Origin of the sequence: Mycolicibacter algericus DSM 45454 (assembly GCF_002086455.1) — a bacterium.
Lineage (GTDB): Bacteria > Actinomycetota > Actinomycetes > Mycobacteriales > Mycobacteriaceae > Mycobacterium > Mycobacterium algericum.
The window spans coordinates 18,722-38,034 of record NZ_MVHC01000002.1 but is presented as its reverse complement, the minus strand read 5'-3'; the positions used below and the strand labels follow the sequence as shown (position 1 = coordinate 38,034).

Genomic DNA, 19,313 nt, shown 5'->3' with positions numbered 1-19,313 from the left:
AAGGCGATTATTCCCTGATGTGCTCGAACAGCGGCGTCGAGATGTAGCGTTCGCCGAAGTCGGGGATGACCGTGACGATGAGCTTGCCGTCGTTCTCCGGGCGCTTGGCCAGTTCGATTGCGGCCCAGACGTTCGCACCCGCGGAGATTCCGCCGAGGATGCCCTCGTCGGTGCCGAGCCGGCGCGCGACCTTGACGGCGTCGTCGAAGGTGGCATCGATGATCTCGTCGTAGACTTCCGGATCGAGCACCTCGGGCACGAAATTCGCTCCGAGACCCTGGATCTTGTGCGGCCCGGGGTCTCCGCCGGTGAGGATCGGGGAGTCTTTCGGTTCGACGCCGACGATCCTTACCCCGGGTTTGCGTTCCTTGAGCCCGTGACCCACCCCGGTCAGTGTTCCGCCGGTGCCGATCCCGGCGACGAAGATGTCGACCGCGCCGTCGGTGTCCGACCAGATCTCCTCGGCGGTCGTCGTCGCGTGGATCTCCGGGTTGGCGGGGTTGGCGAACTGATCGGCTGCCACCGAGTTGTCGGTGTCGGCGATGATCTGCTTCGCCTTGGCCACCGCGCCGGACATGCCCTCGGCGCCGGGGGTCAACACGATCTCGGCGCCGAACGCGCGAAGCATCACCCGGCGCTCGGTGGACATGGTGTCCGGCATGGTGAGGATCACCTTGTACCCGCGCGCCGCACCGACCATCGCCAGCGCGATGCCGGTGTTGCCGCTGGTGGCCTCGACGATGGTTCCGCCGGGCCGCAGCTCACCGGAGCGCTCGGCGGCGTCGACGATCGCCACCCCAATGCGATCTTTGACACTGTGCGCCGGGTTATAGAACTCCAGCTTGGCCAGCACCTTCGCGCCGAGGCCATCGGTGAGCCGGTTGAGCCGGACGAGCGGCGTATGCCCGACCAGTTCGGTGACGTTGTCGTAGATCCTGCCCATAGGAGACCTTATCTCTCGCTGCTCGTCCGGTGCTGCGTCGTGGCCACACAAAACAGACCCCGTAAACGATGCTAGGAGCCCGCTGCTTCGGTGCGACGAATGGCCCGGCAGAACACCTCGATTTTCATATCGACGGGGATGTGAACCCATCCGCGTACTTGCCTAGATAGCAAGTGGGCTTGCCGGGTCTGGAGCGCACCGGCACGCTCGGGCGTATGGCAGAGATCTGGGATTGCATTGTGGTGGGCGGCGGGGCGGCCGGGCTCAGCGCCGGCTTGGTGCTGGGCCGGTCCCGACGCAAGACATTCCTGATCGACGCCGGGGAGCAGAGCAACCTGCCCGCTGCCGGCATCGGCGGCCTACTGGGTCACGACGGGCGCCCGCCGGCCGACCTGTATGAAATCGGACGCAGCGAACTCGCGTCCTACGGTGTGCAGATCCGCTCCGGCGAGGTGACCGACATCAGCCGGGTGGACGAGGACTTCGTCGTGCGCTCGGCGGACGGGGCCAACGAGCGCACCCGCCGGGTGCTGCTGACCACCGGAATGGCCTACCTGCCACCGGAGCTGCCCGGCCTGGCGCCGCTGTGGGGCCGGTCGGTCTTCCACTGTCCGTTCTGCCACGGCTGGGAGGTGGCCGATCAACCACTGGCGGTGTTGGCCCGCGGTGAGAAAGCCGTGCAGCTGTCGTTGCTGTTGCGGTGCTGGAGCGACGACATCGTGCTGCTGGCCGACGGCTCGGCCGACCTCGCCGACGCTGGCCGCGCCCGGCTGGCCGGTGCCGGCGTCGAGGTCGACGAGCGGCCGGTAGCGGCGCTGGATGCAGCTGACGGTGAATTGTCGGCGGTGGTGTTCGCCGACGGCAGCCGACTGCCGCGGCGCGGGCTGCTGGTCGCGACCGGCACGCGGCAGCGCGATCGGTTGGCGGCCCAACTGGGCGTGGACATCACCGCGCCGAGCCCGGTCGCCCAAGACCCGATCGGCGTGGATCCGCTGTACCGCACCTCGGTTCCCGGGGTGTTCGCCGCCGGAGACCTGACCGGCGAGATGCCGCAGGTCGCCGTGGCGATCGCGGCGGGGGCTCGGGCCGCAGTCGCAGTGGTGCAGAGTCTGGCGGTAGGCGATGTCTGAACCGCAGCGCGACGCGCAGGAGTTCTGGGACGAGTTCTACGACGGCGACGACCGGATATGGAGCGGCCGGGTCAACGTCCACCTCGCACAGATCGCCGCCGGCCTGGCGCCGGGCCGGGCGCTGGACCTGGGCTGCGGCGAGGGCGCTGATGCGATCTGGTTGGCCGAAAAGGGTTGGCAGGTGCTCGCCGTGGACGTCTCGGCCAACGCCTTGGACCGGGCTCGGGCCGCAGCGCGGCAACGAGAAGTGCTGCCGCACATTCATTTCGAGCGGCACGATCTGTCCGACAGCTTTCCGGCCGGCCGGTTCGACCTGGTGTCGGCGCAGTTCCTACACTCCCCGGCGCGGCTGGAACGCGACACGGTGCTGCGCCGGGCCGCCGAGGCGGTGGCGGCGGGCGGGCTGCTGCTGATCGTCGACCATGGTGCGCCCCCGTGGGCTGGGGAGCAGGCCCACGCCCACCACTTCGCCGCGGCGGAGGAGGTGCTGGCGGGGCTGCGCCTCGACGATGCGCGGTGGGAGCGGCTGCGGGTGGGCACCGCCGAGCGTGACGCCGTCGGGCCCGACGGCCAGACCGCCACGCTGACCGACAACGTGATTCTGCTGCGCCGCACACCGAACGGCGACGTTCAAGCGGCGTCGTGAAAGATCAGCCCGAGGGTGTAGCGCTCGCCGGAGCGGACCGTCGAAACGCCGTGGCGCACCGGCGACGCCGACCAGCCCCGGGTGGAGCGCACCGGCCGGTCGCGGGTGGTGAACAGATAGCCGTGTCCGTGCGGCAACTGGGTGGCGGTGCCCCGGGACTGGGCGCGCGGCCGCTGTTCGACCAGCAGGAATTCCCCGCCGGTGTAGTCGGTGCCCGGGTCGCTGAGGTTGATCACCACCTGCAGCGGAAACACCAAGTCGCCGTACAGGTCCCGGTGCAGTGCGTTCCAGTCGCCGGGACCGTAGCGCAACATCAGCGCGGTGGGTTTGGTCTGCCCGGTCCGGTGACAGTGATCCAGCCATTCGTCGAAGTCGTCGGGCCACGGGGCGTCTCGCCGCAGCCGCGCCGCCCAGTTCCGCGCGATCGGCAGCAGGTGCGGATACAGCGCCCGTTTGAGCGCATCGACGGGATCCGGTGCCGGCGCGCCGAAGTACCGGTATTGCCCGGATCCGTAGCGCTGTCGCTGCATGTCGACGGTGGCGCGGAAGCGCTCGTCGTCCTTGTAGATACCGCGTAGCCGCGCAGCCTCCGACACCGTCAGCAGCCGCGGCAACAGCGCGCCGCCGACCTCGTCGAGTTCGGCGACGATGGCGTCCCAGTCGCCGGCGTCCACCCGCCGCTGCCACGGTGTCGTTGTCATCACCGCAAAGCCTAAGCCCGGCCGGCTCGGCGGCGGGGCGCTGCGGGTGGCTCACCGGACGGCTTGCCGGTACGGTGATCAGCGCGGACGAGTTGGCCGGGCGGCCGCGGCTCGCGAGAGTGGGTCGAGGAAAGTCCGGACTTCACAGAGCAGGGTGATTGCTAACAGCAATCCGAGGTGACTCGCGGGATAGTGCCACAGAAAGCAGACCGCCACCGCGAGGTGGTAAGGGTGAAACGGTGCGGTAAGAGCGCACCAGCGTGCCGGGTGACCGGTACGGCTTGGTAAACCCCACCCGAAGCAAGGCCAAGAAGACCGCACTTCGTGCGGTCGCGCAGGTGTTCGAGGGCTGCTCGCCCGAATCTGCGGGTAGGCCGCTCGAGGTACCCGGCGACGGTGTGCCCAGATGGATGGTCGCCGCCGCACCGCGCCCGCGGTGCGGAACAGAATCCGGCTTACAGGCCAGCTCGTCCGCCCCGTAGGTTTGACCAGTGCGTTCACCCATTGACGCTCTCGCCGTGCCGGATCAACCGGCTGGCGTAGTAGTGGCGGAGCAAGTGCAGGCCTGAGCGTGGGGGAAGCGGATCCGGTTGCTGGCGGCCGTTTTGGGTGGCGCGAGCTTCGAGCCGTGCCCAGCACCGTCACAAGTTGACGGGCCACCGTCATCCCGGGCTGATCGCGGCCTGCGCGAGGGAGCATTGCGGGTTAACTTGTCGTCCATGACGAATGAAGAACGACTCCGGCAGATAGCCAGGGACGTATTCCCGGACTGGTCGCGGCCGCCCAGGATCGTGGTTGAGCAGATCGGCGAGCTGGTTAGGCGATGGCCGGTTGATGGCTTCGCACGCGAGATGCTGCCGGATCAGCAGCGCCGTCTTGTGTGGATCGACGGGCACGCGATCGGACAGCTGGACTACATCGCGGACGCTGCGGAGGAGCAGGATCTCGTTGCGCTGATCCGGCCGCTGAGCCAGGTCATCGGGGTCGAAGTCAACGCCTATGGTCCGGCGGACACTTTCGGGGAGCGAACGTACCGGCGCGCAGTGGTGGTGCGCTTTGCATCCGGGAATCCGATCGAGGTCGACACGACCCAACACACGAACGACAGTCTTCGTGGCAGCGCCGACCGGTTCATCGATCGGGTACTGGGCGCACTGGCGGGCACATCCGCCGGGGACTAGGCGCCCTCTCAGTAGAGGACCGCCCGCAAGCGTGCTGGCTGGCGGCGGAGGATGGCCTTCATGCGCCTGCGGCCGGCTTCGGCTTTGAACACCTCGGCGTCGGTGGTGACGATCCCGGGGTTGGTGCGCTCATGGGTATTTCCCTTCCGGCTTGGCTGAGTTGGCGTGGTCGACAGTGGCTCGATCAGCGGGCGATGGCTGGTCGTTGATTTTTCGTGAAATACCTTTTGATGCAGTGCATTTCGTTGGTTGGTCGGTGTCAGCGTCCGACCGGGGCGGGGCCACGTGTCCCCGCCGGGGAATGCCAACGTGGTGCACCGGCCGAAAGGGCCCGGGTTCTCTCGCTGGTGGGGCTTGGCGGTGGACAGTCGTCGAGTTCGCACGTGCCCAGATGTGGCCGTGTGCGGCGTTCACCGCGGCGGGATTACAGGCCGGCTCATCCGCCCCGTAGCACTGCCATCGACTCGGCGAGTTCGTCGAGCGCCTGATCGAGTTGGGCCCGGCAGGTGCGGGCGATGTCGCGTTCCTGCTGGTAGAGCAACCCGTAGGTGAAGGTGTCCTCACCGGCTGCTTCGGCGGCCCGAGACTCGGTAAGCAGATGTTCCCGGCTGACCACACTGTCCTGATGCTCGCCGAGCAGGTTCTGGATCGTCTTGGCCTGCTCCTCGATCGAGGGTGCACCCATCGCCGCCGCGGTGTAGCGCAGCCGCTTGGCCGCCTTGCGGATCCGGTGCAGCGCTTCGTCGTCGTGGCCGGTACCGCCGACCCGGGTGGCCTTGGCGGCCTTGCGCACCCGCCGATAGGCGGCCGCGACGGTCGCGGTGTCGCTGCCGGCCGACTCGTCGGCCGGGGCGGTGCTCTGCCCGGCGGCCACGGTCTCAAGGCCGGCGAGCAGTCGGCGATACCGGGGCGAGTCCAGCGCGGCCACCGATTGCGCCCACCCGGCCCGGTAGCGCTGCGCGGCGGCGTCCACCAGTCGTTCGGCGACCCGCCCCCGCACCAGTGACGGTGCGATCCGGTGGAGTGCCCGCCGGTAGCGCTGGGCCAGCACTTCGGTGTCCCGCGCCGTGCCGAGCACCCCGGCCAGCCAGCGCAGCTCGTCGTCGAGCCTCGCTGAACCGCTGTGTTCGTGCGGCGGTCCCAGCTTCGCCTCTCCTTCGTCGAGCCTCGCTGAACCGCTGTGTTCGTGCGGCGGTCCCAGCTTCGCCTCTCCTTCGTCGAGCCTCGCTGAACCGCCGTGTTCGTGCGGCGGTCCCAGCTTCGCCTCTCCGTCGTCGAGCCTCGCTGAACCGCTGTGTTCGTGCGGCGGTCCCAGCTTCGCCTCTCCTTCGTCGAGCCTCGCTGAACCGCTGTGTTCGTGCGGCGGTCCCAGCTTCGCCTCTCCTTCGTCGAGCCTCGCTGAACCGCCGGGAACGGCCCGCAGCAGGCTGCGGATCCGGCGGATGCTCACCCGCAGCTGATGCACCGCGTCGTCGGCATCGGCCCGCACGGCGCGCTCGATCACCGGCAGCGAAGCGACCTGCTCGGCAATGGCGCAGCGGATCGGATCGCCCGCGTTGTCACCGGCCATAGCTCAGCGTGTCACACCGCGAGTGGCGCCGTGTCAGAAGCAGTGCTCCTCGGCGGGGAAGGTACCGGCCGACACCTCGTCGGCGTACCGGGTTGCCGCACGGTGTAATTCAGCGCCGACATCGCCGAAACGCTTGACGAACCGGGCGGTCTTGCCGGTGGTCATCCCGGCCATGTCCTGCCATACCAGCACCTGCGCGTCGCAGTTGGGTCCGGCGCCGATCCCGACGGTGGGAATGGTCAGCTTGCCGGTGATCTGGGTGGCCAGTTCGGCGGGCACCATCTCCATCACCACGGCGAACGCACCGGCCTCGGCGACGGCGATCGCATCGTGGATGGTCTGCTCGGCGGCGTCACCGCGACCCTGCACCCGGAAACCGCCGAGGGTGTTGACGCTCTGCGGGGTGAAGCCGATGTGCGCCATCACCGGGATGCCGGCCGCCGACAGCGTCGCGATCTGCTCGGCCACCCGCTCTCCGCCTTCCAGTTTGACCGCGTGGGCGCCGCCCTCCTTCATGAAGCGGGTGGCGGTGGCCAGCGCCGCCGCCGGTCCGCCCTCATACGAGCCGAACGGCAGGTCGGCGACCACCAGTGCATGCGGGGCGCCGCGCACCACCGCCCGGACCAACGGGATCAGTTCATCGATGGAGATCGGCACGGTGCTGTCGTAGCCGTAGACCACGTTGGCCGCCGAGTCGCCCACCAGCAGCACCGGGATGCCGGCATCGTCGAAGATCCGGGCCGTGGAGTAGTCGTAGGCCGTGAGCATCGCCCACTTGCGGCCCTCGCCTTTCAGCTGTTGCAGATGATGAACGCGGGTCTGCGGAGCAATGCGGGTCGGTTGGGGCTTGTCATCGCGCGAAGCGCCGTAAACGTGCTCAGACATCGTTGTCCCTCGAATTGGTCGGGTCGATCCTCGAAGCCCTGCGCAGGGTCCCCGGGTCGTCTGACATCAGCCAGTGTGCCACCTGCCGCGGTGCTGCTGAACCACCAGGTGGAGTGGATTTCCTCACACCCGAACCGGCCGGCCCGATCAGCGGCGGGCCTGCTCGACGCCACGCGCTGAGCGACCGGGTGCCCGGAGCCGACCGACCGTGCATGGCAGCATGTGGTGTCATGACCCCGCCGACCCGCCGCGACAGGATCGCGCGTACGACCCTGACCTGCCTCGCGATCGCGATGGTGGCGCTCACGGTCGGCAGCTGCACCAGGATGACGCCGGGGCACGCGGTATTGGCCGCGCCGCGGGTCGGCCAGCCGGTGCAGTGGGACAAGTGCCGGTTCACCGCCGACACCAACATCAAGGTGCCCGACGACGCCCAGTGCGGATTCATCGCGGTGCCGGTCGACTACTCCAACACGCAGGGCGCCGTGGCCCGGCTGGCCATGATCCGGTTCCCGGCCACCAAGGACAAGATCGGCTCGCTGGTGATCAACCCGGGCGGGCCGGGCGAGTCCGGCATCGAAACCGCGGTGGGTCTGGTCACCACGCTGCCGCGCAAGGTCCGCGAGCACTTCGACCTGGTCGGCTTCGACCCGCGGGGGGTGGCGTCGAGCCGGCCGGCGGTCTGGTGCAACTCCGACAAGGAGAACGACCGGCTGCGGGCCCTCAACCAGGTGGACTACAGCCCCGAGGGCGTGGCACGCATCGAGAACGAGACCAAGGAATACGTCGAGCGCTGCCTGGAGAAGACCGGCAAGGAGTTCCTGGCCAACGTCGGCACCGTCAACGTCGCCCGTGACCTCGACGCGATCCGGGCCGGGCTGGGCGACGAGAAGCTGACCTACCTGGGATATTCCTACGGCACCCGGATCGGCTCGGCCTATGCCGAGGCCTTCCCGCAGAATGTGCGCGCGATGATCCTCGACGGCGCGGTCGACCCCAACGCCGACCCGATCGAGGAGGACCTGCGCCAGGCGCAGGCCTTTCAGGGCGCCTTCGACGACTTCGCGGCGGACTGCGCCAAGGAGCCGGAGTGCCCGCTGGGCACCGATCCGGACAAGGCCGTCGACGTCTACCACAGCCTGGTCGACCCGCTGGTGGACAAGCCCGCCAGGACCAAGGACCCGCGCGGGCTGTCCTACAGCGACGCCATCGTCGGGACCATCATGGCGCTGTACTCGCCGACGTTCTGGACGCACCTCAACGACGGGCTGTCGGATCTGGCCGGCGGGCGCGGCGACATCATGCTCAGCCTGTCCGATCTGTACATGCGCCGCGACGCCAAGGGCCAGTACACCAACGCCACCGACGCCCGGGTGGCGGTCAACTGTGTCGACCAGCCGCCGATCACCGACCGCGCCAAGGTGATCGACGAGGACCGGCGGTCGCGTGAATTGGCGCCGTTCATGAGTTACGGGAAGTTCACCGGTGACGCGCCACTGAGCACCTGCGCGTTCTGGCCGGTGCCCCCGACCAGCGAGCCGCACACCATCTCGGTGCCGGATCTGCCGCCGACGATGGTGGTGTCGACCACCCGTGACCCGGCCACCCCGTATCAGGCGGGTGTTGACCTGGCCAAGCAGTTGCGCGGCGGCCTGCTGACGTTCAACGGAACCCAGCACACGGTGGTGTTTCAGGGCAACGAATGCGTCGACGGGTTCGCCACGCGTTACCTGATCGAAGGCACGTTGCCGCCGACCGATGCGAAGTGCTGAGCGCTGCTACGCTTCGCGGTATGGACCGTCAGAAGGAGTTTGTGCTCCGCACGCTGGAGGAACGCGACATCCGCTTCGTCCGGCTCTGGTTCACCGACGTCCTGGGATACCTGAAGTCGGTCGCGATCGCACCGGCTGAGCTCGAGGGTGCCTTCGAGGAGGGCGTGGGCTTCGACGGTTCGGCGATCGAGGGCTTCGCCCGGGTCTTCGAATCGGACATGGTCGCCCACCCCGACCCGTCCACGTTCCAGCTGCTGCCGTGGACATCGGACGCCGGCCGGCAGTACTCGGCCCGGATGTTCTGCGACATCACCATGCCCGACGGGTCGCCGGCGTGGGCGTCGTCGCGGCACGTGCTGCGCCGGCAACTGGCCAAGGCCGGCGAGCTGGGCTTCGCCTGCTACGTGCACCCCGAGATCGAGTTCTTCCTGCTTGAGCCCGGCCCGTACGACGGGTCGACGCCGGTACCGGCCGACGACGCCGGCTACTTCGACCAGGCGATCCACGGCTCGGCCGCGAACTTCCGCCGGCACGCGATCGAGGCGCTGGAAACCATGGGCATCTCGGTGGAGTACAGCCACCACGAGAACGCCCCGGGTCAGCAGGAGATCGACCTGCGCTACGCCGACGCGCTGTCGATGGCCGACAACGTGATGACGTTCCGCTACCTGATCAAAGAGATCGCGCTCAAAGAAGGAGTGCGGGCATCGTTCATGCCCAAGCCGTTCCGCGAATACGCCGGTTCGGCCATGCACACCCACATGAGCCTGTTCGAGGGCGAGGTCAATGCCTTCCACAGCCCAGATGACCCACTGCAGCTTTCCGATACCGCCAAGTCGTTCATCGCCGGAATCCTCGAGCACGCCAACGAGATCAGTGCCGTCACCAACCAGTGGGTGAACTCCTACAAACGGCTGATCCACGGCGGGGAGGCGCCCACCGCGGCATCCTGGGGTGCCTCCAACCGGTCGGCGCTGGTGCGGGTACCGATGTACAGCCCCCACAAGACGTCGTCGCGGCGCGTCGAAGTGCGCAGTCCGGACTCGGCGTGCAACCCCTACCTGACCTTCGCCGTGCTGCTGGCCGCGGGGCTACGCGGGGTGGAGAAGGGCTACGAGCTCGGCCCGGAAGCCGAGGACAACGTGTGGGCGTTGACGCCCGAGGAACGCCGGGCGATGGGCTATCGGGAACTGCCCGGCACCCTGGAGCGCGCCCTTTCCGAGATGGAGAACTCCGAGCTGGTCGCAGAAGCGCTGGGGGAGCAGGTTTTCGACTTCTTCCTGCGTAACAAGCGCCAGGAGTGGGCCAACTACCGCAGCCACGTGACCCCCTACGAGCTGCAGAACTACCTGGCGCTCTAGTCCGGACGCCTCGTGGCCTATCCCGGAGCGCAGCGCCGCAAGCTGCCCAGCGTCGGGCGGCTCGGTTTGGTCGACCGGTACGCCGCGGCGGACCTGACGGCACTGGGGTGGTACAGCGCCTACACCCAGCCGCACGTCGATGTGCTCTGGGCGCTGTCGCGGGCACCCGACGCCGACGTCGCGCTGCGCACCCTGGTCCGGCTGTCGGAGACGCCGGGAATCGACTGGCAGGAACTGAGCGCTGCGTTGCTGGCCGACCGCGGTCTGCGCGGGCGGCTGTTCGGGGTGATCGGATCCTCACTGGCGCTGGGTGATCACCTCATCGCCCATCCGCAGTCGTGGAAGCTGTTGGCGGCCCCCGAGGGCGCCGACGGCGCTGCCGACGGGGTGATCACCCTGCCGTCGGCGGATGCGTTGCGCGCCATGTTCGCCGACTGCATCGCCGAGACCACGGACGGCGCCTACGTCGAGCGGCTGCGGGTGCTCTACCGCGACCGGCTGCTGGTGTTGGCGTCGCTGGATCTGGCGCCCACCGTGGAGCCACTGCCGGCGCTGCCGTTTGTGGCCGTCGGGGCGCACCTGGCGGACCTGGCCGACGCCGCGCTGGCCGCCGCCCTGCAGGTGGCCGAGCGGAACGTGTGCGGCGCGGACGACACCGCCGCCGTGCCGCGGCTCGCCGTGATCGCGATGGGCAAATCCGGTGCGCGGGAACTGAATTACGTCAGCGATGTCGACGTCATCTTCGTCGCCGAGGAAGCCGACGCGGTGAGCAGCCGGGTCGCCGGCGAACTGATGGCGGTGGCGGGCGAGGCGTTCTTCGAGGTGGATGCCGGGCTGCGGCCGGAGGGCCGGCACGGTGCGCTGGTGCGAACGCTGGAGTCGCACATCGCCTACTACCAGCGGTGGGCCAAGACCTGGGAGTTTCAGGCGTTGCTCAAGGCCCGCCCCGCCGCCGGTGATGCCGAGCTGGGGCGGGCCTACGTCGACGCGCTGCTGCCGATGGTGTGGACCGCCTGCGAGCGTGAGGATTTCGTCGCCGACGTGCAGGCGATGCGCCGGCGGGTGGCACAGCTGGTGCCCGCCGAGATCCGGGACCGGGAGATCAAGCTGGGCACGGGGGGACTGCGTGATGTGGAGTTCGCGGTGCAACTGTTGCAACTGGTCCACGGTCGCGGCGACGAGTCGCTCCACGTGGCCTCCACCGTCGACGCCCTGGCGGCGCTGGGCGCCGGCGGCTACATCGGCCGCGAGGACGCGGCCACCCTGACCGCGTCGTATGAGTTCCTCCGGCTTCTCGAACACCGGCTGCAGTTGCAGCGGCTCAAGCGCACCCACATGCTGCCGCCGCCCGACGACGACGAGGCGTTGCGCTGGCTGGCCCGCTCCGCCCACGTCCGCCCGGACGCCCGCCATGATGCGCTGGGAGTGCTGCGCGAGGAGCTCAAGGCGCAGAACCTGCGGGTATCACGGCTGCACGCCAAGCTGTTCTACCAACCGCTGCTGGAAGCGGTCGGACCCGCGGGTCTGGAGCTGGCCGGCGGTCTGACGCCCGGCGCCGCCGAGCGGCAACTGGCCGCGCTCGGCTATGACGCGCCGCAGAACGCCTTGACGCACCTGGCGGCGCTGACCAACCAGAGCGGCCGCCGCGGGCGGGTGCAGACGGTGCTGCTGCCCAAGCTGCTCTACTGGCTGTCGGACACCCCCAATCCCGATGCCGGGCTGCTGGCCTACCGGCGGCTCAGCGAGGCGTTGGCCGCCCACCGCTGGTATCTGAGCACGCTGCGCGACAGCAGCGCCGTCGCCAAGCGGCTGATGCGGGTGCTGGGCACCTCGGCTTATGTTCCGGAACTGTTGTTGCGCGCGCCGGATGTCCTGCTGGCCTACGGCGACGGGCCTGCCGGGCCGAAGCTGCTGGACCCCGAGCCGGACGCGGTGGCGCGGGCGCTGATCGCCTCGGCGGCCCGCCACGCCGATCCGGTGCGCGCGATCGCCGCCGCTCGCAGCCTGCGCCGTCACGAGCTGGCCCGGGTCGCCTCGGCGGACCTGCTGGGCATGCTCGACGTCCGCGACGTCTGCGCGGCGTTGACGTCGGTGTGGGTGGCGGTGTTGCAGGCCAGCCTGGACGCGATCATCCGGGTCAACCTGCCAGACGGCCAGGCGGAGTCGGCTCCAGCACGGATCGCCGTCATCGCCATGGGGCGGCTCGGCGGGCGCGAGCTGGGCTACGGCTCGGACGCCGACGTGATGTTCGTCTGCGAGGCCAATGAACAGGTGGCGGGGGTGAGCGATGCCGACGCGGTGCGCTGGGCGACGTCGATCGCCGAGCAGGTCCGGGCACTGCTGGGCACCGCCAGCGCCGACCCGCCGCTGCAGGTGGACATCAACCTGCGACCGGAGGGCCGCAGCGGCCCGCCGGTGCGCACCCTGGCCTCGTATGCGGCCTACTACGACCAGTGGGCGCAGCCGTGGGAGATCCAGGCGTTGCTGCGGGCGCACCGGGTCGCCGGCGACGCGGACTTGGGTCGCCGGTTCCTGCTGATGGTCGACCGCACCCGGTACCCCGCCGGCGGGGTGTCGGTCGATGCGGTGCGGGAGATCCGCCGGGTGAAGGCCCGAGTCGACGCCGAGCGGCTGCCGCGAGGCGCCGATCCCAACACCCACACCAAACTGGGCCGCGGCGGGCTGGCCGACGTCGAATGGACCGTGCAGTTGCTGCAGCTGCGCCACGCACACGAGGTCCCGGCGCTGCACAACACGTCGACGCTGGAGACGCTGGACGCCATCGCCGATGCCGGGCTGGTCGACGAAGACGACGTGGACCGGCTCCGGCAGGCCTGGCTGACCGCGACCCGGGCCCGCAACGCGCTGGTGCTGGTGCGGGGCAAACCGACCGACCAGCTGCCCGGGGCGGGGCGGGCGCTCAACGCGGTGGCGGTGGCCGCCGGCTGGCCCGGCGGTGACGGCGGTGAATTCCTGGACAATTATCTGCGGGTGACGCGGCGCGCGAAGGTTGTGGTGCGCAAGGTATTCGGAGACTAGAAGGAGTACGTTTGTGGTGCAATTCAGGCCGGGCTCGAACGTGCCGACGATCAGTACCGATGAGAGTGCGCGGTTGTTGGAGCGTTACGGACCGCTGGCGCAGGCGGTGCGTGAGCTGATCGACGCCACCATCCGTACCCAAACCGACGACACCACGGCTCGCGAGGTGACCGCTCAACTGCGCGAGCTGACCGGGCGGCTGCAGGCCGATACGCTGAGCGACTCGCCCGGAATGCGTTACGTGGTCGACGGGCGGCCGCTGGCATGGGGCAACGCCGTGATCGGGCTGCGCAACCCGATCGCTCCTCCGCTGGTGATCGAGCACGGCGAAAACGGTCACTGCTGGACCGATTTCCATCTCGGGGCGGCCTACGAAGGGCCGCCGAGCCTGGTCCACGGCGGGGTCAGCGCCCTGGTCCTCGACCACCTGCTGGGGGAGGCCGCCAGCGACGGCCTGACCAAGGCGCTCTACACCGGCACCATCACCGTGAAGTACTTGCGCGGCACCCCGCTGGGGCCATTGCACGCCGAAGCCTCGATCTACCGCAAGGAGGGCTTCAAGACCTATGCCCGCGGGCACATCTCCGACGCGTCCGGGGTGACCGTGGAGGCCGACGGGGTCTTCATCATGCCGTCCTGGGCCCGCGACGCGGTGGAGTGAGGGCTGGCGCAGCAGTCGGGGAGAATGCGTTGCGCAGGAATTCTTCGGATGGACCTGATCATTTGCTAGGGTTTTCTTCAGAAACACTCATGTCCGCGAGGTTGTCAGGGTCGCGGTGGGGATTCGGGGAAGAGGATCTTGCTGATGTCGGCTTATGGGCGTCGTTTCGGTGTGGGAGTCGGCCTGGTCAGCGGGGCCGTGGCGGTTGCGGTGACGGTCGGACTGGGCGGCGCCCACGCCGGCGCCGCCGATCAGCTCGCCGGTATCGCAGTCGCCGGCGAGAACGCCGATTCGACCGAGCTGTTGATCATCGCGAGTACGAATTTCGGGGACGCCAGCGACGTCATCACCGGGATCGACACCTCAGAGCTATCCGGAACCTTGCTGTCGGCTGTGGAGGCGATGCATCGTTTTCCGAGCATCATGGACCGGGCGGTCGACATCATCGACGACAAACTCGCGCCGGCCGAAGCGACGATCCTCGAGCATTCCGGGTCGATGTCGTCGCTGATCGACCAGTTGTTCTTCGCGCCGCTCAACCAGCAGTGGGCGGATGCCGGCGAATCGATGCTGGATGCCTCGCAGGCGTTCGAGAGTGCGGTCGCCGAGGGCTCGATGGCCGACACCATGTCCGCGGGATTCCAGATGCTGGGGATCAGCTTCGGTGAGGTGATCCCGCTCGCGCTCGCGTCGGCTCCCGTGGTCTGGATCGGCAGCCTCTTCGACGATGCCGTGGCCATGACGGACTTCTTCGACTTCGGGTTCTGACGCAACGATCGTCCGCCGGCCGCTTGGCCTTCCTCGCGACATTCCTGCTGGCCGGTTGATTCCCGCCCTGAACTTTGCGCGATTTGCGCCGCCGATGGTGTCGCGCCGGAACTCGACTCAGCAGTCGTAGTACAGCGCGAACTCGTAGGGGTGCGGGCGCAGGTTGATCGGGGTGATCTCGTGGTCGCGTTTGTAGCGGATCCAGTTCTCGATCAGATCCGGCGTGAAAACCCCGCCCTCGGTGAGGTATTCGTGATCGGCTTCCAGGTTGTCCATCACCTGGGCCAGGGTGGTCGGGGCCTGCGGGATGCCGGCTGCCTCGTCGGGCGGCAGCTCGTAGAGATCCTTGTCGACCGGAGCGGCCGGCTCGATCTTGTTCTTGACGCCGTCGACGCAGGCCATCAGCATCGCCGCGAACGCCAGGTACGGGTTGCCCGAGGAGTCCGGGCAGCGGAACTCCAGCCGCTTGGCCTTGGGGTTGGTACCGGTGATCGGGATGCGCACACAGGCCGAGCGGTTGCGCTGACTGTAGACCAGGTTGATCGGCGCCTCGTAGTGCGGCACCAGGCGCTTATAGGAGTTGATGGTCGGGTTGGTGAACGCCAGCAGTGACGGGGCGTGGTGCAGGATGCCGCCGATGCAGTGCCGGGCGATGTCGGACAGCCCGGCGTAACCGGCCTCGTCGTAGAACAACGGATCGCCGTTCTTCCACAGCGACATGTGCACATGCATGCCCGAGCCGTTGTCACCGAACAGTGGTTTGGGCATGAAGGTGACGGTCTTGCCGTTAGCCCAGGCGGTGTTCTTGATGATGTATTTGAACAGCATCAGGTCGTCGGCGGCGTGCAGCAGCGTGTTGAACCGGTAGTTGATCTCGGCCTGCCCGCCGGAGCCGCACTCGTGGTGCCCGCGCTCCAGGGTCAGGCCCGCGTTGGCGAGGTTGGTGGTCATCGCGTCGCGCAGGTCGACGTAATGGTCGTTGGGCGCCACCGGGAAGTAGCCGCCCTTGGGGCGGGTCTTGTAGCCGCGGTTGACGCCTCCGCCGATCTCGGTCGGCGAGCCGGTGTTCCACCAGCCCGAGTCCGAGTCGACCTCGTAGAAGGTGCCGTTCATCTGCGAGTCGAAGCTCACCGAGTCGAAGATGTAGAACTCGGCTTCGGCGCCGAAGTAGGCGGTGTCGGCGATGCCGGTGCTGGTCAGGTAGTTCTCCGCTTTGCGGGCGACGTTGCGCGGGTCGCGGGAGTAGGGCTCGCGGGTGAACGGGTCGTGGACGAAGAAGTTCAGGTTCAGCGTCTTGGCCGCCCGGAACGGATCGATCTGGGCGGTGGAGAAGTCGGGCAGCAGCATCATGTCCGACTCGTGGATGGACTGGAAGCCGCGGATCGAGGAACCGTCGAAGGCCAATCCGTCCTCGAACACGCTGGCGTCGAGCGTGGCGGCGGGGATCGTCAGATGCTGCATCATGCCCGGCAAGTCGCAGAACTGGATGTCGATGTACTCCACGTTCTCGTCGGCCACGAGCTTGAGAATGTCGTCGGCCGTCTTGTCGGTCACAGAATTGTTCTCCTCCGCTGGTAGCCCCGGTCGGACGGCGGGGTTGCCGTTGCTGACGTTACGCAACCGCGGCGGGACCCGCCCAAGCCGGGTCGGGTTCCAGCCCGCTTATCGTAGGAGGCATGAGCCGCACTTTCTCCTCGTGGCTGTCCGGGCCGGAGTCGGCTCGACCGCAGCCCCCCGAAGGCGCCCCGGGGCAGGACCTGGGCCTGCCGCCCACCGGTCCCGGGTCGCTGGCCTCGACGGGACGCCGGGCGCTGGGACTGGCCGTCGACTGGCTGGTCGCCTACGGCCTGGCCGGACTGGGGGTCACGCTGGGGCTGGTGACCCCGCCGTTGCTCGCCACCGCGGTGCTGGTCATCTGGCTGGTGCTGGGCGTGGCCGCGGTGCGGCTGTTCGGTTTCACGCCGGGTCAGTATGTGTGCGGGCTGCGGGTGGTCGCGGTGGACGGCACCGGCGTGGGACTGGTCCGCGCGGTGGTACGCGGCCTGTCGATCGCGCTGGTGGTCCCGGCGCTGTTCATCGACGCCGACGGTCGCGGTCTGCAGGATCGCGCCACCGCAACCGCCGTGGTGCGCAGCCGCTGAATCTATCTGCGGCCTACCGGCGGCGCACCGCGCGCTGCACGCCGCGCATCTTCGCGCCGCCGGGCAGCGGGCCCTTGGGCATGGCCGCGGTACCGGTCCGCGAGCCCAGCGCCGCCAGCCGCGACTCCAGCGATTCCATCTGCTTGGCCGAGATATTGGCCGGCAGCTTGGTCAGGAACCGTTCCAGCTTGGCCAGCGGCACCTCGCCGTCGCCGTTGCCCACCATGACGTCGTAGATCGGTACATCGCCGACCAGTCGCGCGGTGCGCTTCTTCTCCTGGGCGAGCAGCGGTTTGAGTCGGGTGGCGGAGCCTTCCGCGACGAAGATGACACCGGGGCGCCCGATCACGCGGTGGACGGCGTCCAGTTGGCCGGTGGCGGCGACCGCCTGGGTGACCCGCCACTTGCCGCGCATGTTGTCCAGTGCCCACGCCGCCGCCCCGGCCTGCCCCTCGGCCTTGCGGTAGACCGTCCGCTGTGCGCGCCGGCCGAAGATCACGAACGCCACCAGCGCGCCCAACAGCAGGCCGAGCGGAATCGTGGTCACCTTGGCGAACGTCCCGCCGTTGAGCGCCAACGCCGTGGTCACCCCCGCGACCAGCACGAATGCGCCGATCATGTACGGCAGCAGCCGCTTGTCCTCTTTGCGCTGCAGCTGGAAGGCCTGCCACAGCTGGGTGCGGCGCTCTTTGCTGGCGGCCTTGCGGGTGGCTTTCGCGGCCTCCCGGGCAGCCTTGTTCTCGGCGGTGGTGCGCGGTCTGGGCATAGTTACCAAGGATACGCAGCCGGGCTTCTCGTCAGCCGGGGGCCGGAGTGCGGTCCCGCTCGGCGCGACGAGCCATGGCCTGCTGGTAGAGCCGGCCGGCCCGATACGACGAGCGCACCAACGGCCCGGACATCACCCCGGCGAACCCGAGCTCTTCGGCGTAGCGGGCGTGCTCGACGAACTCCTCCGGCTTGACCCACCGGTCGATCGGGTGGTGCCGCTCGGTGGGGCGCAGATACTGGGTGATGGTGACCAGCTCGGCGCCGGCGTCGTAGAGGTCGGCCAGCGCCGCCCGGATCTCCTCGGGTGTCTCACCCATGCCCAGGATGAGGTTGCTCTTGGCGACCAGCCCGGCGTCGCGCGCCTGGGTCAATACGTTCAGGCTGCGCTCGTAGCTGAATCCAGGCCGGATCAACCGGAAGATGCGGGGCACGGTCTCGACGTTGTGCGCCAGCACCTCCGGGCGGGACTCGAACACCTCGCCCAGCAGGTCGGGTCGACCGCCGAAGTCGGGGATCAGCAGTTCGACGCCCGTGGACGGGTTGAGCGCCTTGATGGCACGCACCGTCTCGGCGTAGAGCCAGGAGCCCTGATCGGCCAGGTCGTCGCGGGCGACCCCGGTCACCGTCGAATACCGCAACCCCATCGCCTGCACGCTCTCGGCGACGCGACGTGGCTCGTCGCGATCGAGCTCGCTGGGCTTGCCCGATTTGATCAGGCAGAACGAGCAGTTGCGGGTGCAGACCTCGCCGCCGATCAGGAACGTGGCCTCCCGGTCCTCCCAACACTCGTAGATGTTGGGGCAGCCCGCCTCCTCGCACACCGTGTGCAACTTCTCCCGCTTTACCAGCAGCTTGAGGTCGGTGTAGTTCGGACCCATTCGGGCGCGGGTTTTGATCCACGACGGTTTGCGCTCGATCGGTGTCTCGGCGTTGCGTGCTTCGGCGCGGCGTAATCTCCGGCCTTCTCCGGCGGCGCTCACCGTGTCGATGTTACGCGCGACTCGAAGTGGTCGCGCACCGGCAGCACGCCGTCGAGCGCGTCGACGACCGCGCCGGCGACCGCGCGCCGAACGTCTTCGACACCGGTCGCGAACCCCAATTCCGCCGACAGCGACGTCACACCCGCATCGGTGAGCCCGCATGGCACGATCGACCCGAACGCGCTGAGATCACAATCACAATTGAGCGCGAAGCCGTGCAGGGTGATCGCGCGTGCCACCCGGACACCGACCGCGGCGACCTTGCGGGCGGGACGGCTACCGTCGGCCGGCAGCCATACTCCGGATCTGCCGTCGATGCGAAGTGCGTTGAGTCCCAACGTGTTACATACCTCGATGAGTGATTCCTCAAGGCGGCGAACGTAATTGACGACGTCCATCGGTTCGGTCAGGCCGATGATCGGATAGCCGACCAGCTGTCCCGGGCCGTGCCACGTGATCTTGCCGCCCCGGTCGACGTCGACCACCGGGGTACCTTGAACCGATGGCAGCGGGCGTTCGTGCGGCTCGGTACGCCGGCCGGCGGTGTAGACCGACGGATGCTCCAACAGCAGCAGCGTGTCGGGGCCGCCGGCGGCCCTGGCGTCGGCCAGGTCACGCTGCAGCTGCCAGGCGGTGCTGTAGTCGACGGTACCGAGCTGGCGCACGTCGAGCGGCGCGGTGTCAGACCGGATGGACCTCATGCTCGCAGGCTACCCGGCTCGGCAACGGCCGCCGGAGCGGGACCGCGGGGAGGTCCTGCGGAAAAC

The 19,313-nt window shown here is 68.7% G+C and carries 18 protein-coding genes and 1 other RNA gene; 10 read left to right on the top strand and 9 right to left on the bottom strand.

Going from position 1 to position 19,313, the window contains the following annotated elements:
- Window positions 1-7 precede the first annotated feature (7 nt).
- Window positions 8-943 carry a cysteine synthase A gene (cysK, locus tag BST10_RS02085; protein ID WP_083036198.1) on the bottom strand — a complete coding sequence of 312 codons (936 nt, stop codon included), beginning with the start codon at window positions 941-943 and terminating at the stop codon, window positions 8-10.
- Between the two features lie 215 nt (window positions 944-1,158).
- On the opposite strand from cysK, the gene BST10_RS02080 reads away from it, so the two are divergent.
- On the top strand, window positions 1,159-2,073 hold the full coding sequence (locus BST10_RS02080; RefSeq protein WP_083036197.1) for an NAD(P)/FAD-dependent oxidoreductase: 915 nt from the start codon (window positions 1,159-1,161) through the stop codon (window positions 2,071-2,073).
- The gene (locus tag BST10_RS02075) at window positions 2,066-2,719 is read left to right on the top strand and encodes a class I SAM-dependent methyltransferase (protein ID WP_083036196.1); all 654 of its coding nucleotides are present in this window, start codon (window positions 2,066-2,068) and stop codon (window positions 2,717-2,719) included. The genes BST10_RS02080 and BST10_RS02075 overlap by 8 nt, the downstream gene beginning before the upstream one ends.
- On the opposite strand, the gene BST10_RS02070 is transcribed toward BST10_RS02075, so the two are convergent.
- Window positions 2,704-3,420: a 2OG-Fe(II) oxygenase gene (locus BST10_RS02070; protein ID WP_083036195.1), complete on the bottom strand. Its 717-nt coding sequence runs from the start codon at window positions 3,418-3,420 to the stop codon at window positions 2,704-2,706. The two genes, BST10_RS02075 and BST10_RS02070, sit on opposite strands and share 16 nt — an antisense overlap.
- Window positions 3,421-3,508: 88 nt before the next feature.
- Here BST10_RS02070 and rnpB point away from each other — a divergent pair.
- Both rnpB and BST10_RS02060 read left to right on the top strand, forming a co-directional pair.
- Window positions 3,509-3,894: RNase P RNA component class A (gene rnpB / locus BST10_RS02065), an RNA gene on the top strand.
- Window positions 3,895-4,139: 245 nt separating this feature from the next.
- A complete protein-coding gene (locus BST10_RS02060) occupies window positions 4,140-4,601 on the top strand; it encodes a hypothetical protein (protein ID WP_081465508.1) in 462 nt (153 codons plus the stop codon).
- An 8-nt stretch (window positions 4,602-4,609) separates the two neighbouring features.
- On the opposite strand, the gene BST10_RS22890 is transcribed toward BST10_RS02060, so the two are convergent.
- The 3 genes from BST10_RS22890 to panB all read right to left on the bottom strand — a co-directional run bounded on the left by BST10_RS22890 (window position 4,610) and on the right by panB (window position 7,056).
- A complete protein-coding gene (locus tag BST10_RS22890; RefSeq protein ID WP_133054396.1) occupies window positions 4,610-4,909 on the bottom strand; it encodes a hypothetical protein in 300 nt (99 codons plus the stop codon).
- Window positions 4,910-5,037: 128 nt separating this feature from the next.
- Window positions 5,038-6,171, bottom strand: a complete 1,134-nt coding sequence (locus tag BST10_RS23645) for a CHAD domain-containing protein (protein ID WP_083036194.1) — start codon at window positions 6,169-6,171, stop codon at window positions 5,038-5,040.
- Between the two features lie 33 nt (window positions 6,172-6,204).
- The gene (gene panB, locus BST10_RS02050) at window positions 6,205-7,056 is read right to left on the bottom strand and encodes a 3-methyl-2-oxobutanoate hydroxymethyltransferase (RefSeq protein WP_041317696.1); all 852 of its coding nucleotides are present in this window, start codon (window positions 7,054-7,056) and stop codon (window positions 6,205-6,207) included.
- 230 nt (window positions 7,057-7,286) lie between these two features.
- Here panB and BST10_RS02045 point away from each other — a divergent pair, with 230 nt between their 5' ends.
- The 5 genes from BST10_RS02045 (at window position 7,287) to BST10_RS02025 (ending at window position 14,657) form a co-directional block, all read left to right on the top strand.
- A complete protein-coding gene (locus tag BST10_RS02045) occupies window positions 7,287-8,828 on the top strand; it encodes an alpha/beta hydrolase (RefSeq protein WP_049792873.1) in 1,542 nt (513 codons plus the stop codon).
- A gap of 20 nt (window positions 8,829-8,848) precedes the next feature.
- Window positions 8,849-10,189 carry a type I glutamate--ammonia ligase gene (gene glnA / locus BST10_RS02040; RefSeq protein WP_041317699.1) on the top strand — a complete coding sequence of 447 codons (1,341 nt, stop codon included), beginning with the start codon at window positions 8,849-8,851 and terminating at the stop codon, window positions 10,187-10,189.
- 12 nt (window positions 10,190-10,201) lie between these two features.
- A complete protein-coding gene (locus tag BST10_RS02035; protein ID WP_083036193.1) occupies window positions 10,202-13,228 on the top strand; it encodes a bifunctional [glutamine synthetase] adenylyltransferase/[glutamine synthetase]-adenylyl-L-tyrosine phosphorylase in 3,027 nt (1,008 codons plus the stop codon).
- 13 nt (window positions 13,229-13,241) lie between these two features.
- On the top strand, window positions 13,242-13,889 hold the full coding sequence (locus BST10_RS02030; protein WP_013828616.1) for a PaaI family thioesterase: 648 nt from the start codon (window positions 13,242-13,244) through the stop codon (window positions 13,887-13,889).
- 144 nt (window positions 13,890-14,033) lie between these two features.
- Window positions 14,034-14,657 (top strand): hypothetical protein, encoded by a 624-nt coding sequence (locus BST10_RS02025; protein ID WP_083036192.1) that lies wholly within the window; start codon window positions 14,034-14,036, stop codon window positions 14,655-14,657.
- A 117-nt stretch (window positions 14,658-14,774) separates the two neighbouring features.
- Here BST10_RS02025 and glnA (BST10_RS02020) read toward each other — a convergent pair whose 3' ends face one another.
- Window positions 14,775-16,211 (bottom strand): type I glutamate--ammonia ligase, encoded by a 1,437-nt coding sequence (gene glnA / locus BST10_RS02020; RefSeq protein ID WP_013828618.1) that lies wholly within the window; start codon window positions 16,209-16,211, stop codon window positions 14,775-14,777.
- Window positions 16,212-16,333: 122 nt separating this feature from the next.
- On the opposite strand from glnA (BST10_RS02020), the gene BST10_RS02015 reads away from it, so the two are divergent.
- Entirely contained in the window at window positions 16,334-16,798 is a 465-nt protein-coding gene (locus BST10_RS02015) for an RDD family protein (RefSeq protein ID WP_013828619.1), read from the top strand.
- Between the two features lie 13 nt (window positions 16,799-16,811).
- Here the strand turns inward: BST10_RS02015 and BST10_RS02010 are convergent, their stop codons facing one another.
- From BST10_RS02010 to lipB, 3 genes are read right to left on the bottom strand one after another with little or no spacing between them, the layout of a single operon-like run.
- A complete protein-coding gene (locus BST10_RS02010) occupies window positions 16,812-17,564 on the bottom strand; it encodes a DUF4191 domain-containing protein (RefSeq protein ID WP_083036191.1) in 753 nt (250 codons plus the stop codon).
- Window positions 17,565-17,595: 31 nt separating this feature from the next.
- Window positions 17,596-18,546 (bottom strand): lipoyl synthase, encoded by a 951-nt coding sequence (lipA, locus tag BST10_RS02005; protein ID WP_041317702.1) that lies wholly within the window; start codon window positions 18,544-18,546, stop codon window positions 17,596-17,598.
- On the bottom strand, window positions 18,543-19,247 hold the full coding sequence (gene lipB, locus BST10_RS02000; protein ID WP_013828622.1) for a lipoyl(octanoyl) transferase LipB: 705 nt from the start codon (window positions 19,245-19,247) through the stop codon (window positions 18,543-18,545). The genes lipA and lipB overlap by 4 nt, the downstream gene beginning before the upstream one ends.
- Window positions 19,248-19,313: the final 66 nt, after the last annotated feature.

What these genes read in the sequence shown, in the direction of transcription:
- glnA (WP_041317699.1), top strand. Translation starts at nt 8,849, where the DNA reads ATGGACCGTCAGAAGGAGTTTGTGCTCCGCACGCTGGAGGAACGCGAC.
- BST10_RS02045 (WP_049792873.1), top strand. Translation starts at nt 7,287, where the DNA reads ATGACCCCGCCGACCCGCCGCGACAGGATCGCGCGTACGACCCTGACC.
- BST10_RS02070 (WP_083036195.1), bottom strand. Translation starts at nt 3,420, where the DNA reads ATGACAACGACACCGTGGCAGCGGCGGGTGGACGCCGGCGACTGGGAC.
- BST10_RS23645 (WP_083036194.1), bottom strand. Translation starts at nt 6,171, where the DNA reads ATGGCCGGTGACAACGCGGGCGATCCGATCCGCTGCGCCATTGCCGAG.
- BST10_RS02075 (WP_083036196.1), top strand. Translation starts at nt 2,066, where the DNA reads ATGTCTGAACCGCAGCGCGACGCGCAGGAGTTCTGGGACGAGTTCTAC.
- BST10_RS02015 (WP_013828619.1), top strand. Translation starts at nt 16,334, where the DNA reads ATGAGCCGCACTTTCTCCTCGTGGCTGTCCGGGCCGGAGTCGGCTCGA.
- BST10_RS02060 (WP_081465508.1), top strand. Translation starts at nt 4,140, where the DNA reads ATGACGAATGAAGAACGACTCCGGCAGATAGCCAGGGACGTATTCCCG.
- cysK (WP_083036198.1), bottom strand. Translation starts at nt 943, where the DNA reads ATGGGCAGGATCTACGACAACGTCACCGAACTGGTCGGGCATACGCCG.
- lipB (WP_013828622.1), bottom strand. Translation starts at nt 19,247, where the DNA reads ATGAGGTCCATCCGGTCTGACACCGCGCCGCTCGACGTGCGCCAGCTC.
- BST10_RS02025 (WP_083036192.1), top strand. Translation starts at nt 14,034, where the DNA reads ATGTCGGCTTATGGGCGTCGTTTCGGTGTGGGAGTCGGCCTGGTCAGC.
- panB (WP_041317696.1), bottom strand. Translation starts at nt 7,056, where the DNA reads ATGTCTGAGCACGTTTACGGCGCTTCGCGCGATGACAAGCCCCAACCG.
- BST10_RS02010 (WP_083036191.1), bottom strand. Translation starts at nt 17,564, where the DNA reads ATGCCCAGACCGCGCACCACCGCCGAGAACAAGGCTGCCCGGGAGGCC.
- BST10_RS02080 (WP_083036197.1), top strand. Translation starts at nt 1,159, where the DNA reads ATGGCAGAGATCTGGGATTGCATTGTGGTGGGCGGCGGGGCGGCCGGG.